General features: G+C 61.3%; 14 protein-coding genes and 1 tRNA gene. 10 read left to right on the plus strand and 5 right to left on the minus strand.

The features are described 5' to 3' along the window. Positions 1 to 289 precede the first annotated feature (289 nt). Positions 290 to 904, minus strand: a complete 615-nt coding sequence (gene msrQ, locus ACXAC3_RS01675) for a protein-methionine-sulfoxide reductase heme-binding subunit MsrQ (protein ID WP_475155061.1) — start codon at positions 902 to 904, stop codon at positions 290 to 292. 4 nt (positions 905 to 908) lie between these two features. Continuing rightward, positions 909 to 1,811 carry a protein-methionine-sulfoxide reductase catalytic subunit MsrP gene (gene msrP, locus ACXAC3_RS01680; protein ID WP_475155063.1) on the minus strand — a complete coding sequence of 301 codons (903 nt, stop codon included), beginning with the start codon at positions 1,809 to 1,811 and terminating at the stop codon, positions 909 to 911. Between the two features lie 252 nt (positions 1,812 to 2,063). Here msrP and ACXAC3_RS01685 point away from each other — a divergent pair, with 252 nt between their 5' ends. Further along, the gene (locus tag ACXAC3_RS01685) at positions 2,064 to 2,879 is read left to right on the plus strand and encodes a cyclase family protein (protein ID WP_475155066.1); all 816 of its coding nucleotides are present in this window, start codon (positions 2,064 to 2,066) and stop codon (positions 2,877 to 2,879) included. A gap of 60 nt (positions 2,880 to 2,939) precedes the next feature. Next, complete coding sequence (locus tag ACXAC3_RS01690) at positions 2,940 to 3,560, plus strand: class I SAM-dependent methyltransferase (RefSeq protein ID WP_475155069.1); 621 nt, start codon at positions 2,940 to 2,942, stop codon at positions 3,558 to 3,560. Positions 3,561 to 3,627: 67 nt separating this feature from the next. On the opposite strand, the gene clpB is transcribed toward ACXAC3_RS01690, so the two are convergent. Beyond that, positions 3,628 to 6,246 carry an ATP-dependent chaperone ClpB gene (clpB, locus tag ACXAC3_RS01695; RefSeq protein ID WP_475155071.1) on the minus strand — a complete coding sequence of 873 codons (2,619 nt, stop codon included), beginning with the start codon at positions 6,244 to 6,246 and terminating at the stop codon, positions 3,628 to 3,630. Between the two features lie 127 nt (positions 6,247 to 6,373). Further along, entirely contained in the window at positions 6,374 to 6,694 is a 321-nt protein-coding gene (locus tag ACXAC3_RS01700) for a hypothetical protein (protein WP_475155073.1), read from the minus strand. A gap of 150 nt (positions 6,695 to 6,844) precedes the next feature. Between ACXAC3_RS01700 and pyrF the strand changes: the two genes are divergently transcribed. Beyond that, positions 6,845 to 7,549 (plus strand): orotidine-5'-phosphate decarboxylase, encoded by a 705-nt coding sequence (gene pyrF, locus ACXAC3_RS01705; RefSeq protein ID WP_475155075.1) that lies wholly within the window; start codon positions 6,845 to 6,847, stop codon positions 7,547 to 7,549. 358 nt (positions 7,550 to 7,907) lie between these two features. Further along, a complete protein-coding gene (locus ACXAC3_RS01710; RefSeq protein WP_475155077.1) occupies positions 7,908 to 9,161 on the plus strand; it encodes a DNA polymerase IV in 1,254 nt (417 codons plus the stop codon). Between the two features lie 2 nt (positions 9,162 to 9,163). Here the strand turns inward: ACXAC3_RS01710 and ACXAC3_RS01715 are convergent, their stop codons facing one another. After that, positions 9,164 to 10,024 carry an N-formylglutamate amidohydrolase gene (locus ACXAC3_RS01715; RefSeq protein WP_475155079.1) on the minus strand — a complete coding sequence of 287 codons (861 nt, stop codon included), beginning with the start codon at positions 10,022 to 10,024 and terminating at the stop codon, positions 9,164 to 9,166. Between the two features lie 147 nt (positions 10,025 to 10,171). On the opposite strand from ACXAC3_RS01715, the gene ACXAC3_RS01720 reads away from it, so the two are divergent. From ACXAC3_RS01720 to ACXAC3_RS01745, 6 genes are all read left to right on the plus strand, one after another. Beyond that, positions 10,172 to 10,246 (plus strand) — tRNA-Val (locus ACXAC3_RS01720). 92 nt (positions 10,247 to 10,338) lie between these two features. After that, on the plus strand, positions 10,339 to 10,464 hold the full coding sequence (gene ykgO, locus ACXAC3_RS01725; protein ID WP_005648635.1) for a type B 50S ribosomal protein L36: 126 nt from the start codon (positions 10,339 to 10,341) through the stop codon (positions 10,462 to 10,464). A gap of 114 nt (positions 10,465 to 10,578) precedes the next feature. Then, a complete protein-coding gene (locus ACXAC3_RS01730; RefSeq protein WP_475155081.1) occupies positions 10,579 to 11,739 on the plus strand; it encodes a WD40/YVTN/BNR-like repeat-containing protein in 1,161 nt (386 codons plus the stop codon). Positions 11,740 to 11,911: 172 nt separating this feature from the next. Then, a complete protein-coding gene (locus ACXAC3_RS01735) occupies positions 11,912 to 12,928 on the plus strand; it encodes a Fe(3+) ABC transporter substrate-binding protein (RefSeq protein WP_475155083.1) in 1,017 nt (338 codons plus the stop codon). 117 nt (positions 12,929 to 13,045) lie between these two features. Further along, the gene (locus ACXAC3_RS01740) at positions 13,046 to 13,600 is read left to right on the plus strand and encodes a helix-turn-helix domain-containing protein (protein ID WP_475155086.1); all 555 of its coding nucleotides are present in this window, start codon (positions 13,046 to 13,048) and stop codon (positions 13,598 to 13,600) included. Beyond that, positions 13,597 to 14,115: an N-acetyltransferase family protein gene (locus ACXAC3_RS01745; protein ID WP_475155088.1), complete on the plus strand. Its 519-nt coding sequence runs from the start codon at positions 13,597 to 13,599 to the stop codon at positions 14,113 to 14,115. The genes ACXAC3_RS01740 and ACXAC3_RS01745 overlap by 4 nt, the downstream gene beginning before the upstream one ends. The last annotated feature ends 116 nt before the right edge of the window (positions 14,116 to 14,231 follow it).

Genomic DNA, 14,231 nt, shown 5'->3' on the forward strand with positions numbered 1-14,231 from the left:
GATGCCCCCGGTCTCTCCCGAGCGTCTCAACCGTCTTTCCGATCCGTCAGCACCGTCCATCCGATGCAAACCCAGCGCCTCAGCAGCGCCGGTGAAGGGGGTTCTAAGTATAACCAACACTAGCCGCAAGTGGAAAATTCAGGAAACTTGCAAAAAACCAAACAACTTCAAAAAACTTATAATTTCAAAGCCTTAAAAGACAGAAGGGAGTGAAGAGGCCGAACGCGCCGGCTTGGATGCATGCGAATCCCGGGTTTTGCACAGGCTTACTCACAGACTCAGTCGCGAGTCAGGCGGAATCGGCCTGACGCAGCCGAGTCAGCAGGCTCGGGAACGGAACCCGCAGCAGAAGCAGGCCGATGATCAGCGACAGGTAGATCAGAGGTTCGAGCTGAAACCCCTTGGCCAGCATGACATAGTGCAACCCGCCGAGAACTGCCGCCGGATAAGCCAGGTGCTGCAGCCTGCGCCAGAATGGGCCCAACCGCCGGACCGACAGGTTGTTCGATGTCACAGCCAGCGGCAGCAACAGGACAAACGCCGCCATGCCTACAGTAATATAGGGACGTTTGACGATATCGGCCCAGATCTGCCCCGGTACCTGCACGTCCAGAACCAGCCAGACCAGCAGATGCAGGCTGACATAGGTAAAGGTGAGCACCCCAAGGGCGCGGCGGAACTTCATCAGGTTCAGACCCAGAAACCGCCGCAGGGGCGAGATGGCCAGCACGAAGATCAAAAGCTGCAACGCCAGCTCTCCGTACCGGTGCTCCAAGGCTTCGATCGGGTCGACGCCCAGACCGCCGGTCAGGCCCTGATAGAACAACCACGGGGCCGGCAGCGCGCCCAGCACATACACGGCCCAAACCGGAATGCGGCGCAATATCTGATTCAGCGACTGCATGGGGTCAGTAGTCTTTCGACAGGTCCATGCCTTCGTAAAGGCCCGCGACCTCGGCTTCATAGCCGTTATACATCAGGGTCGGGATACGCTTGGCAAACAGACCACCGCCGATCTGACGTTCTGATGCCTGAGACCAGCGGGGATGATCCACATTCGGGTTCACATTACTATAGAACCCGTATTCACGCGGGTTCGCCATGTTCCAGCTGGTCGGAGGTTCGACATCCGTCAGGGTGATACGGACGATCGACTTGATGGATTTGAATCCGTATTTCCATGGCACCACCAGTCGCAGCGGCGCACCGTTCTGATTTGGGATCGGGCGACCGTATATTCCCGTCGCCATGATCGTCAGCGGATGCATCGCCTCATCCAGCCGCAGCCCTTCGCGATAGGGCCAGTCCAGCACCGGAAACTGAACACCGGGCATTTCATCCGGACGATAGGCCGTCTCAAAGGCCACATATCTGGCCCCATCCTGCACTCCGGCCATGTTCAGAAGATCTGCCAGTTCGAACCCGTTCCACGGGATCACCATCGACCAGGCCTCGACACAGCGGAAACGATATATGCGCTCTTCCACCGTCATCTCGGACATGATGTCCCTGAAGTCATACGCGCCGGGCCTGTCGACCATGCCGTCGATGCTGACACTCCAGGGTTCGGTTACCAGCCGATGGGCGTATTTCGCCGGATCGTCCTTTCGCGTGCCGAACTCGTAATAGTTGTTGTATGAGGTGATCGCCTCCCAACTGTTCGGCTCCAGAGCCTGCTGGGCCGAAGCCCCCGGCGCCATTCCCGCCAGCCCGACACCTGCCAGCCCGGCCATAACCTGCCGCCGGTTTAAAAACGCCGCCCTAGGGGTGACGTCGGCATGTGTAAGTGTGTTGGTCCAGCGATGCGCCATTTAGAACTCCGTATTTCGCACTTCAGTCTCAGTTAGTCCGCTCTTAGCACAGGTCCAAGGCAACATGCGTCACGATTGGGCGACCGGATTGTAATGTATGCAGCCCGTTGCCCGCCCCGGACCGGACATGCCGGGGCATCCGATCTTTACAACTGCATGTTCCAAAATGCAGTCTTTCCTGGGCGGTCCGGGGCACAGACCCCGGTCTTTCCGCCCGCCCGATTGCCGGGACAGCCAGAAGGGAGAAGACGAATGTGTGACATCTGTGTGATGAACGCGGTCAAGGACCGTATGCTGTCGAGACGAGGGTTTTTCAAAGCTGCAGCCGCCTCGGGCGTGGCAGTAGCGGCATCCGGTGCCAGTGCCCCGGCAGCCCTTGCGGCGGGCCACGGTCAGGTCGAGGATATGACCCACACGCTGAGCGCCGATTTCCCGACCTGGGGCGGCGAACCCGGCTTTGCCGCGGAACAGGCGTTCCGCTTTGCCGATCACGGCTTCAACCTGTTCAACCTGTCGATCAATGAACATACCGGCACACATATCGACGCGCCGCTGCACTTTTCCGCGGATGGTGCATCGGTCGACGAAATCCCGGTCGGGGACCTTGTCGCCCCCCTGTGCGTCGTGGATATCGCCGCACGTGCTGCCGAAGACGCCGACACCCGGGTCACACCCGACGATCTGAAGGCATGGATCGCCGCCAACGGCGACATCCTGGACGGTGCCTGCGTGGCGATGCATTCCGGCTGGGCGGGTAAAACCGCCACGGATGAGTTCCGCAATTTCGACGGCGAGGCCCAGCACTATCCCGGTTTCCATGTCGAGGCCGCGCAGATGCTGATGGAGGAGACCGGCGCGCGGTCGATCGGGGTGGATACGCTGTCGCTGGATCACGGCATGTCGGCCGATTTCGCCACCCATTACGCCTGGCTGCCAACCGGCCGGTTCGGGATCGAATGTCTGGCCGGTTTGGACCGGGTGCCCGCCGCAGGCGCGACGCTGGTCATCGGGGCCCCGAAACATGCGGGCGGCACCGGCGGACCAGCACGGATTTTCGCTCTGGTATAGGGGGCATCAGGTGGCAGGCGCGTTCCGGCCTGCCGGGACGCTGCCGCAACTGCGCAGAACATGGCCAAATCGACCGCTGATATCACGTTTCGCTATGACACGGTCGCCCCCCGGTGGCGGGACAAGATGCGCGTGCTTGGCTATTACGATGGCTATTTGGGTTTTCTCTCGGCCGACAGGCGGGACGCCGATGCCGAACGGGTGCTGGATATCGGGGCCGGTACGGCCTCATTCGCCGAAGCCTGGGTGGCCATCCACGGACCACCGCAAGAGCTGACCTTGCTGGAGCCCAGCGGCGATATGCTCAAACAGGGTCAGGCGGCGTTGCGCGCTAGGCAGGTCGAACCGAACCTCTCGCAAGGTCTGCTGGGGGAAGTTCAGCTTGCGCCGGTTGACGTGGCGCTTGCGGCCCATGTGATCGAGCATTGCCCGGATCCCGTACAGGCGCTTCGGGACATTCACGACCTGATGCGCCCCGGCGGTCGTCTGTACCTTGTGGTGTCCAAGCCGCATTGGTGCAACGCGATCATCTGGTTCCAATGGCGTCACCGCACGTTTCGGCGGAACGAGATACTGGAACTGCTGGACGCCGCAGGGTTCGTCAGCGAAAGCGTCTATGCGTTTCCCTCCGGTCCACCATCCCGCACAAGCCGGGGCATCGTGGCGGTTCGAAAGCCCTGAGCGTTCTGCGAAAGGTCAGATGTGAACAAAAAAGACCCGCCCGTGGGGCGGGTCTTTCCATCTGCGATCAATGCACCACCGCATCATCGGGGCGCGGCCGGTCTGACGTGCCCAGCCGGTCACCGATGATCAGCCCGTCAGACCCGGCGGTCACCGGAACGGTTTCGCCATCCTTGATCTCACCGGCCAGCAGTGCCTCGGCCAGCGGGTTCTGCAAGGCACGTTGGATCACGCGTTTCAGCGGACGCGCGCCAAAGACCGGGTCATAGCCTTCGTTGGCCAGCCATTCCTTGGCACCATCGTCGAGGACCAGCTCGATCTTGCGGGCAGCCAGACGTTTCTGCAGACGCGCCATCTGAATATCGACGATGCCATCCATATCGGCCCGCTTGAGGCGGTCAAAGATGATGGTCTCGTCCAGACGGTTCAGGAATTCCGGCCGGAAATGCGCCCGGACCGCATCCATCACATCACGCCGCGCCTGCGCACTGTCGGCGCCTTCGGGCAACTGGCTGAGCGCTTGCGAGCCGAGGTTCGACGTCAGGATGATCAGCGTCTGCTTGAAATCCACGGTGCGGCCCTGACCATCGGTCAGCACGCCGTCATCGAGAACCTGTAACAGCACGTTGAACACATCCGGGTGCGCCTTTTCGACCTCGTCAAACAGCACGACCTGATAGGGCCTGCGCCGCACGGCTTCGGTCAGCACACCGCCTTCGTCATAGCCGACGTAACCCGGAGGGGCACCAATCAGACGGGCAACCGCGTGTTTCTCCATGAACTCGGACATGTCGATGCGCACCATCGCGTTGTCGTCATCGAACAGGAAGTTCGCCACGGCCTTGGTCAGCTCGGTCTTACCCACACCGGTTGGCCCGAGGAACAGGAACGAGCCCAGCGGGCGGCCTTCGTCGTTCAGGCCCGCACGCGCACGGCGCACCGCGTTGGCGACGGCGGTCACCGCCGCGTCCTGCCCGATCACGCGGGAATGCAGATCGTCCTCCATCCGCAGCAGCTTCTCGCGCTCGCCCTCCAGCATCTTGGCGGTCGGGATACCGGTCCAGCGTTCGACCACCGACGCGATCTGTTCCGGGCGCACGGTTTCCTCGGCCATCATGGCGTTGCTTTCGGCGTTTTCGGCCTCGGTTAGCTGTTTCTCAAGCTCGGGGATGATGCCGTAGGACAGTTCCCCCGCCTTGGCCAGATTGCCTTCGCGCTTTGCAATCTCCAGATCAGCGCGCGCCTTGTCGAGCTGTTCTTTCAGATCTCGCGCACCCGCGAGTTTGTCGCGTTCAGCCTGCCACTGTGCGGTCATCTCGGCCGATTTCTCCTGCAGATCGGCCAGGTCCTTTTGCAAGGTTTCCAGACGATCCTTGGAGGCCGCGTCGTCCTCAAGCTTCAGTGCCTCTTCCTCGATCTGCATCTGCAGGATCTGGCGATCCAACTGATCGAGTTCCTCGGGCTTGGAATCCACCTCCATCCGCAGGCGCGACGCCGCCTCATCGACAAGGTCGATGGCTTTGTCAGGCAGGAACCGGTCGGTGATATAGCGATGCGACAGGGTCGCCGCCGAGACCAGCGCCGAGTCCGAGATGCGCACGCCATGGTGCAACTCGTATTTTTCCTTGATGCCACGCAGGATGCTGATCGTGTCCTCGACCGTCGGTTCGGTGACCATCACGGGTTGGAACCGGCGCGCAAGGGCCGCGTCTTTTTCGACGTATTTGCGATACTCATCCAGTGTGGTCGCACCGATACAGTGCAGCTCACCCCGGGCAAGCGCAGGCTTGATCAGGTTGGCCGCATCCATCGCGCCGTCAGATTTGCCCGCGCCGACCAGCGTGTGCATCTCGTCAATGAACAGAATGATCTCACCAGCGGCCTCGGTGACCTCGGTCAGAACGGCCTTGAGGCGCTCTTCAAACTCACCACGGTATTTCGCGCCGGCGATCAGCGCACCCATGTCGAGCGCCAGCAGCTTCTTGTCTTTCAGCGATTCCGGCACGTCTCCGTTGATGATGCGCAGGGCCATACCCTCGGCAATCGCGGTTTTACCAACGCCGGGTTCGCCGATCAGAACCGGGTTGTTCTTGGTGCGGCGCGACAGAACCTGCATCGAGCGGCGGATTTCCTCATCCCGCCCGATGATCGGGTCAATCTTGCCCTCAGCCGCGGCCTCGGTCAGATCGCGCGCGTATTTCTTAAGCGCGTCATAGCCCTCTTCTGCCGACGCAGTGTCAGCGGTGCGGCCTTTACGGATATCGTTGATCGCTTCGTTCAGTTTCTGCGCGGAAACGGCTCCGGCCTCCAACGCGTCTTTGGCTTTGGATTTCACCATGCACAGCGCCATCAACACGCGTTCGACCGGCACAAAGCTGTCGCCCGCCTTGGTGGCGATCTTTTCGGCCTCGTCCAGAACTTTGGCGGTCTGGCCATCCATATAGATTTGGCTCGCGTCGCCGCTGACCTTCGGGATCTTGCCCATCGCGGCGTCCAATGCCTCAACCACGCGGTTGGGCGCCCCGCCTGCGCGTGTGATCAGATTGCTTGCCAGCCCCTGATCGTCATCCATCAATGCTTTCAGAATATGTGTGGGCTCCAGCCTCTGGTGCCCTTCGCGCAGCGCAATGGTCTGCGCCGCCTGCACGAAACCCCGTGCCCGCTCGGTGAACTTGTTCAAGTCCATATTATTCTCCTTTCATAAGCGCCCTAATTTCGCTGCGCCCGCTTGGCGGCACGCTTCGGTCTGGGCCTCACATTCAATCTGGGAAATATCTTTACCTGTTCAAGAGGCTACACCGCAGATTCCCGACCTATCGTCGGGGCACGGAATAGACTGCGTAACCTCCGGTTTCCGCCATCTGCCGCGCGTCATACATGTCGACCAGAGATTGCGCCGCGCCACTGCCTGTCGGACAGGACACAAGATCAGCCGCGTCATCCAGAAACTCGATCGTAAAAGCCGTCTCACCGGTCAGCTGGCAATCGTCATCGGTCGACCGATACCCGCCCACCAGCCTCAGATCGTCATTTGTCGGCGATGTTATGACGGTATCGGCCGCTTCCGTCTCAAGCGGCATGTCCTGACATCCGGCAAGCGTCAGCGCCAGCCCCGCGATAACCCATTTGTTCATGGTTTCCCCTTTCAAATTCCGAAGGCAATGGCCGGCACCTTAGCACAGACCTGCTTTGGCTGCGTGAATTCGACAACCCGAAGCTGCCGCATGGACACACGCGTCCGAAACCGCTAGGACGCAGACGTTTGCCAAGCAGGAGCACCCCCCATGTCCGATGACCGCCTGATCGTTGCCCTCGATGTCCCGAACGCCCTGCAAGGTCTGGCCATGGCCGAGCGGCTGGGGGATGCCGTGTCGTTCTACAAGATCGGTCTGGGCATGCTGACCGGCGGCGGGCTGGCGCTGGCCAATGAGCTGAAACAGGATCATGGCAAGCGCATCTTTCTGGATATGAAGCTGTTCGATATCGGCAACACGGTGGAAAACGCGGTGCGCGGACTGGCGCAGTTCGATCTGGATTTCCTGACCGTTCATGGCGACCCGCATGTGGTGCGCGCCGCCAAGGAAGGGGCGTCCGGCAAGGACCTCAGGATTCTGGCCGTGACCATCCTGACCTCGCTGAACCGCGACGATCTGGATGCCAGCCTGCTAAAGGAAGGCGACGTGCAGGAACTGGTCGTCGAACGCGCGGCCAGGGCGCTGGAGGCCGGGGCCGATGGTGTTATCGCCAGCCCGCAAGAGGCAGCCCTGATCCGCGCCCTGCCCCAGGCCGAGGGCCGCCTGATCGTGACCCCTGGCGTGCGTCCCGCAGGTGCGGCACTGGGCGATCAGAAACGGGTTGCGACGCCGGCAAGTGCCATTGGCGACGGCGCCGACCACATCGTGGTGGGTCGCCCGATCTATCAGGCCGACAACCCGAAGGCGGCTGCCGAGGCGGTTCTGGCCGAGTTAAATTCCTTGACACATCACTAGACGAACCCGCGAAACCCGCTGAAACCGGTTCGGAAAACCCGCCAACCAGTTGACCTAGCGTCACTTTTCACCGGGTCCGCGCCAAATCGTCTCTGTGCCCCAAAACACACATGAAAAACACGAGTTTTGGCTATGTGGCCAAGGTCCTATCGAATTATCGGAATTTGAGCGATTCTAGACCCGTGATACTCCCCGCGGACCATATCTTCCTGAGGTCCGTCACCTCCCCCCGCCCAATTGCGGGGGGTCTTCTTCCGGAACAGATCAGTCGTTCACCCCTTCTCGGGGCTTTGCCCGGCAGCAGGGACTGATATAAGTAGGCCGCTGAACGGATCGCATTTAGGACGGAAAGATTTGGATGCCCGGTCTTTGCCGAGACTGCCTGACCACATTGAAGGACGAACCCCGGTGCCCGTCCTGCGGCAGCCCGCGGGTCACGGCGCATCCGGAATTGTTCGAGCTGTCCATCGCACATATGGATTGCGATGCGTTCTATGCGTCGGTCGAAAAGCGCGACAATCCGGAACTGGCCGATAAGGCGGTTATCATCGGCGGCGGTAAGCGCGGCGTTGTGTCGACCGCTTGTTATGTGGCGCGCATTCGCGGCGTGCGGTCGGCCATGCCGATGTTCAAGGCATTGCAGCTTTGCCCCGATGCGGTGGTGATCAAGCCGCGCATGTCTGTCTATGCCGAGGTGTCGCGTGAGATCCGCAAGATGATGGACGAACTGACGCCGGTGGTCGAACCGCTGTCGCTGGACGAGGCCTTCATGGACCTGTCCGGAACGCAGCGCCTGCACGGGGCGCCCCCTGCTGTCATGCTGGCGCGGCTGGTGAAGCGGATGAAGGACGAGCTGGGCGTGACCGGCTCGATCGGTCTGTCGCATAACAAGTTTCTGGCCAAGGTCGCATCGGATCTGGACAAGCCGCGCGGGTTTTCGGTGATCGGAAAAGCTGAAACCGCCGAATTCCTGCATGACAAGCCGGTGCGCCTGATCTGGGGCATTGGTCCGGCGGCGCAGGAATCACTGGACCGGGCGGGCATCCGCAGTTTTTCAGACCTGCTGCGCTGGGATCAGGAGGCGCTGACGGCGCGCTTTGGCTCGATGGGCTACCGGCTCTGGCATCTGGCGCGGGGGCAGGACAAGCGGCGCGTATCGGCGCATGAACCGATGAAGTCCATCAGCAACGAGACGACCTTTTTTGAGGACACGGCCAATCCGGACATCCTGGACGGGCATTTATGGCGCATGGCCGAAAAGGTCGCCGACCGCGCCAAGGCCAAACGGCTGGCCGGTCGGGTCGTCACGCTGAAGCTGAAAAAGGCCAACCACAAGACCATCACGCGCCGTGTGTCCCTGCGGGATGCCACCCAGATTGCGGACCGGATTTATCGCACCGCGCGGGGTCTGTTCGATCAGGTCGGGGATCAGGGACCCTACCGGCTGCTGGGATGCGGCCTGTCTGATCTGTGCCCCGAGGCGCAGGCCGATATCTCTGGCGATCTGCTGGACCCCGGTGCCACCCGGCGGTCACAGGCGGAACGGGCCACCGACGAGATTCGGCGCCGGTTCGGGACCGATGCGATCGTGAAGGGCCGCGCTTTGCGGTGACGCTATTCCGCTGCCAGACGCAGCGGCTCATCCCCGATGCCGGCAATATCGCGGATGACCTCGCGCAGAATCTCCTGAAACGCGGCGAAATTGTCATTCGGCAGAATGGTCGTCTCGTCCATATAAAGCGACCGGTCGATCTCGATTTGAACGGCGTGCTGATGGCGGCCCGGGCGGCCATAGGTCTGGGTCACATAAGCACCGGCAAAGGGTGCGTTTCGGGCCACGTTCAGGCCGGCCGACGCGAAGGCCGATTCGATCCGGTCCACGATCTCGGCCGAGGCCGATGCGCCGAACCGGTCACCCAGAACCACCTCGGGCCGTCTGGAATTTGTTCCGCTGGCCATGGCAACGGCCTCATGCGGCATCGAATGGCAGTCGATCAGGATCGCCTGTCCGAACGCGTCGTGCGATTCGGTCAGCAGAGACTTGATACGCGCGTGATAGGGGCGCCAACAGGTGTCGATACGCAGGCGCGCCTCGTCCATCGTCAGTTTGCCGCGATAGATCGCCCGCCCGTTGGCCACGACCCGGGGAATCACCCCAAGGCCCGAGGCGACCCGCGGGTTGTGCCCGTGGCGGCGCGCGCCCTGAATCAGCGCCGGGTCCAGTTCATCGGCACTGCGGTTGAGGTCCAGATAGGCCCGGGGCTTTGTCGCGGAAATCATCGGCGCGCCATAGTCGGCCGCCGCTGAAAACAGCTGATCGACAAAGGCATCTTCCGAGGATCGAATCACATTCTGGCTGAGAACTGTCCGCTTCAGCATGGCGTCGGGATAGTCCCGACCGCTATGCGGAGAAGAAAATACCACGCAAGACGTGCGCTTGGCGGGCATATCCAATACATAAGCAGCGTTCTGCATGGTGACTCCTTGTTCGGTTCGAACATAGACCGGAAAATAGTTCTGCCAAACCCCTTGAACCCCTTTGCGACTCCTTTTATAGACCCCGCTACCGGCGCGGGGATCCGCGCCCCATTTCGTTATGGGGCAGGGCACGCAAAGGTTCGTGGGCGGTTAGCTCAGCGGTAGAGCACTTCGTTGACATCGAAGGGGTCACAAGTTCGATCCTTGTACCGCCCACCATCGTTTCACTGTTTCGGGTCTGACCCGGGGCACCCGCTAACCCAGGCGCTGGCCACGTCCTTGATGAAGGCGCCGCAGATTGGAGACAGACCATGAAGGTCAAGAACTCGCTCCGCTCGCTCAAGAACCGGCACCGTGACTGCCGTGTTGTGCGTCGCAAAGGCCGCGTCTACGTGATCAACAAGACGCAGCGCAAGTTCAAAGCTCGCCAGGGCTGAGAACGGCATATAGCAATTCGAAAGAACCGCGCCCTTGAGCGCGGTTTTTTTTGTTTTCTGCGCCCCGGGACGTAACGTGTTACTCTGGCCTCCAAATTACGGAGCGCGGATTCCATGCAAGAACACGGCGTCGACGTACTGGTCGGAACAACCAAGGGCACCTTCATCATCTCTGGCGGCCAAGACAGGTCGGGCTGGCACGTGTCGGGCCCGCATTGCGACGGCTGGCCGATCAACCACGTCATCGGCGACGCGGAAACCGGTACGCTTTGGGCCGGTGGCGGCAGCGACTGGCACGGCGCCGGTGTCTGGCGATCCGATGACGGCGGCGAAACATGGGACGTGACAAAGCTCACCGCTGGTCAGGTGGACGAATGGGCCGCTAATGACGCGGATTTCGCGCAGATGATCGGATGGACGGATGAGCCTGCGCCTTTTTCCGATGCGTTTTCGCAAATCTGGTCGCTGAACTACCGGCACGGAACGCTCTATGCCGGCACCAAGCCGGCGCGCTTGCTGGCCAGCACGGACAGCGGGCGCACATGGGAGACGGTCGAGGGCCTGACCAACCACCCATCCGCGCCGGACTGGAATCCGGGCGGCGCAGGTCTGGTCCTGCACACCATTCTGAGCGATCCGGATGACGCGCAAAAGCTGTGGGTCGGCATCTCGGCCGCAGGTGTTTTTGCGTCCGAAGACGGTGGCGCAAGCTGGCAACGGCGGAACAGATTGTCCAATGCAGAAAGCTGTGGACATCATGATCACCCCGCAGCGCCAAAAGACGGCGAGACCGGCCATTGTGTTCACAACATGGTTCAGGCCCCCGGAACCACCGACCTGCTGTATCAGCAAAACCATCACGGGGTCTGGCGTTCGCCCGATGGTGGGCGCAGCTGGGAGGATATCACCCAGGGGCTGCCGTCGACCTTCGGGTTTCCGATCCACGTTCACCCGCGCGACCCGGCCACGATCTGGACCCTGCCCCTGAATGGCGACAGCATCGGGCGTTATCCCCCGGACGCGGCGGCCGCGGTGTGGAAATCCACCAACAGCGGCGCATCCTGGAAGGATCAGCGCCGCGGGTTGCCGCAGGAAGGCTGTTTTTTCACCGTGTTGCGCCAGGCGATGGCCGGAGACCGCCGCGACCCCGCCGGGATCTATTTCGGAACCAACAGCGGGTCTGTTTTTGCCAGCGTCGACGAAGGGGACAGCTGGACCGAAGTCGCCCGCCACCTGCCGACAATTCTTGCGGTTGAGGTTCTGGATCGCGGATAGCTCCGCTCCCGCCGGCGCCACGATAATCCTTGTTCCGCGCCGCTAAAGGCGCTGGCCGCGTCCATTTGACCAAGTAATTTTGTCGGATTTCCTTGCATCCCTCCCAGAATCGTATAATTGACCAAATCAGTCGGATAACGACCCGCTACAATTTTCATCGTTGGGAAACATGATGCTGAAATCCTCTACCTGCGTTGCCGCCGCCCTGACGGCCCTGATTGCAACCTCCGCCGCTGCCGAAGGCGAGCTGAACCTCTATTCCTCGCGCCATTATGACACCGACGAGCGCCTCTATTCCGATTTCGAAGAGGCCACCGGCATCACCATCAACCGCATCGAAGGCAAGGCTGATGAACTGATCGCCCGGATGGAAGCCGAAGGCGCGAACTCGCCCGCCGATATCCTGCTGACCGTCGACACGTCGCGCCTGGCCCGCGCCAAGAATGCCGGCATCCTGCAGCCCATCGAAAGCGCCGTTCTGGAAGAGCGCATCCCGGCCAACCTGCAGGACGAAGACAACCAGTGGTACGGGTTCTCGCAACGCGCCCGGATCATCTTTTTCGACAAGGCTGACGTAGCCAACCCGCCGGCAACCTATCTGGATCTGGCCAAGCCGGAATACAAAGGTCTGGTCTGCATCCGCTCCTCCAGCAACACCTACAACCAGACCCTGCTGGCCTCGATCATCACCAACCACGGCGCAGAGGCCGCAAAGACCTGGGCCGAGGGCGTGGTTGCCAATATGGCGCGCGAACCGCAGGGCGGCGATACTGACCAGTTGCGCGGGATCGCCTCGGGTGAGTGTGAGATTGCCGTATCGAACTCTTACTATTTTGCCCGCGCGCTGCGCAAAGACGTCAAGGGCCTGAGCGCCGATATCGACATGATCGGCGTGCAGTTTCCGGCGCAGGACGCCGAAGGCGCGCATATGAACCTGTCGGGTGCCGGTGTTGCCGCGAACGCGCCCAACAAGGAAAACGCCATCAAGTTCCTGGAGTATCTGGCGGGCGATCAGGCGCAGGTCTATTTCTCGAACGGCAATGATGAATTCCCGGCCGTAACCGGTGTGGCGCTGGCCGAGAATGTCGCCTCTCTGGGTGAATTCAAGGCGGATGAGGTCAACCTGTCCGAGGTTGCCAAGAACATCCCCGAGGCACAGAAGATCTTTAACGAGGTTGGTTGGAAGTAACCCGCGACAGAGCCAGAGATTCCAAAGGGCGCAGCGTTTTCTGCGCCCTTTCCTGTTGCATTATATTATTTTCTATTTAATACTCTCATATACGGAAATGATTCTCATATCAGAACGATGCTGGAAAACCTCTCAGACCGCCTTGCCACCCGCCTGAACGAATTGCGTCTGGGGCGTGGATGGTCGCTGGACCAGTTGGCGGAGTTCAGCGGTGTCAGCCGGGCAACCCTGTCCCGGATGGAAAAGGGGGATGTCAGCCCGACCGCCGAAACGCTGGGCCGTTTATGCGCCGCCTACGGGCTGCCCATGTCGCGCCTTCTGATGATGGTCGAAGACAGCTTTGATCCGCGGGTGCCATTTGAACGGCAGCCGGAATGGCGCGATCCGGAAACCGGATTTACCCGCCGGTCGGTCTCGCCACCGGCGACAGGGCTGAACGGCGAAGTGATGGAAGGGCATCTGCCGCCCGGAACGGTCATCGCCTATGACACACCGCCGAAACCCGGGCAGGAACATCACCTGATTGTGCTGGACGGGGCATTGACCCTGACCGTGGATGGGGTTGCGCATCAACTGAACGGCGGGGATTGCCTGCGCTATCACCTGTCGGGGCCCACCCGTTTTGAAACAGCTGCCACGCGCGGCGCGCGCTACTTGTTGGTGCTGATATGATCTCACGCCTGACCGAGACCGATTTTGACAGGGTGGCAGAGGATCTGGCCGGTATTTTGCACGCCTGCGTCCACGCCGGGGCCAGCGTCGGGTTCATTCTGCCTTTTTCCATGGATCAGGCCCGCGCCTATTGGCGCGACCACGTATTCGCCAACCTGCGGTCCGGCGCGCTGGACTTGTTTGTTTCCGGTGACGGCGCGCGCGTATTGGGAACGGTTCAGCTGATCCCCGCCGCCATGCCGAACCAGCCGCACCGCGCAGATGTGGCAAAACTGCTGGTCCATCCAGACGCCCGACGTCAGGGGCTGGGCCGGGCCTTGATGAAGGCGCTGGAGCAACGCGCCGCTGGGCTGAACCGGACGATGTTGGTGCTGGATACGCGGAGCTCTGATCCGTCCCGCATTCTGTATCAGAGCCTTGGGTATCAGGTTGCCGGAGAGATCCCCGACTATTGCCGCAACCCGTTCGAGGACCGGCTTGAACCTACGACCTATATGTTCAAGAGCCTGAACTGACACTGCCGACATCCGACCAGACCGGCGACAGCACGCCTCTGGCAAAGGATTGACCCTGTCCGAAGCAAAAGTGCGAGACCCGGCAGAAACCGGTGGGTCTCGCAGCAGCCGGGGCC

The organism is Ruegeria sp. ABV4_181 (genome assembly GCF_056158465.1).

Bases quoted from the DNA above. Each gene is read 5' to 3' on its own strand.
- ACXAC3_RS01715 (WP_475155079.1), bottom strand. From the start codon at position 10,024: ATGCAGAACGCTGCTTATGTATTGGATATGCCCGCCAAGCGCACGTCT.
- msrQ (WP_475155061.1), bottom strand. From the start codon at position 904: ATGCAGTCGCTGAATCAGATATTGCGCCGCATTCCGGTTTGGGCCGTG.
- ACXAC3_RS01745 (WP_475155088.1), top strand. From the start codon at position 13,597: ATGATCTCACGCCTGACCGAGACCGATTTTGACAGGGTGGCAGAGGAT.
- pyrF (WP_475155075.1), top strand. From the start codon at position 6,845: ATGTCCGATGACCGCCTGATCGTTGCCCTCGATGTCCCGAACGCCCTG.
- ACXAC3_RS01730 (WP_475155081.1), top strand. From the start codon at position 10,579: ATGCAAGAACACGGCGTCGACGTACTGGTCGGAACAACCAAGGGCACC.
- ACXAC3_RS01710 (WP_475155077.1), top strand. From the start codon at position 7,908: ATGCCCGGTCTTTGCCGAGACTGCCTGACCACATTGAAGGACGAACCC.
- clpB (WP_475155071.1), bottom strand. From the start codon at position 6,246: ATGGACTTGAACAAGTTCACCGAGCGGGCACGGGGTTTCGTGCAGGCG.
- ACXAC3_RS01690 (WP_475155069.1), top strand. From the start codon at position 2,940: ATGGCCAAATCGACCGCTGATATCACGTTTCGCTATGACACGGTCGCC.
- ACXAC3_RS01685 (WP_475155066.1), top strand. From the start codon at position 2,064: ATGTGTGACATCTGTGTGATGAACGCGGTCAAGGACCGTATGCTGTCG.
- ACXAC3_RS01740 (WP_475155086.1), top strand. From the start codon at position 13,046: ATGCTGGAAAACCTCTCAGACCGCCTTGCCACCCGCCTGAACGAATTG.
- ACXAC3_RS01700 (WP_475155073.1), bottom strand. From the start codon at position 6,694: ATGAACAAATGGGTTATCGCGGGGCTGGCGCTGACGCTTGCCGGATGT.
- ACXAC3_RS01735 (WP_475155083.1), top strand. From the start codon at position 11,912: ATGCTGAAATCCTCTACCTGCGTTGCCGCCGCCCTGACGGCCCTGATT.
- ykgO (WP_005648635.1), top strand. From the start codon at position 10,339: ATGAAGGTCAAGAACTCGCTCCGCTCGCTCAAGAACCGGCACCGTGAC.
- msrP (WP_475155063.1), bottom strand. From the start codon at position 1,811: ATGGCGCATCGCTGGACCAACACACTTACACATGCCGACGTCACCCCT.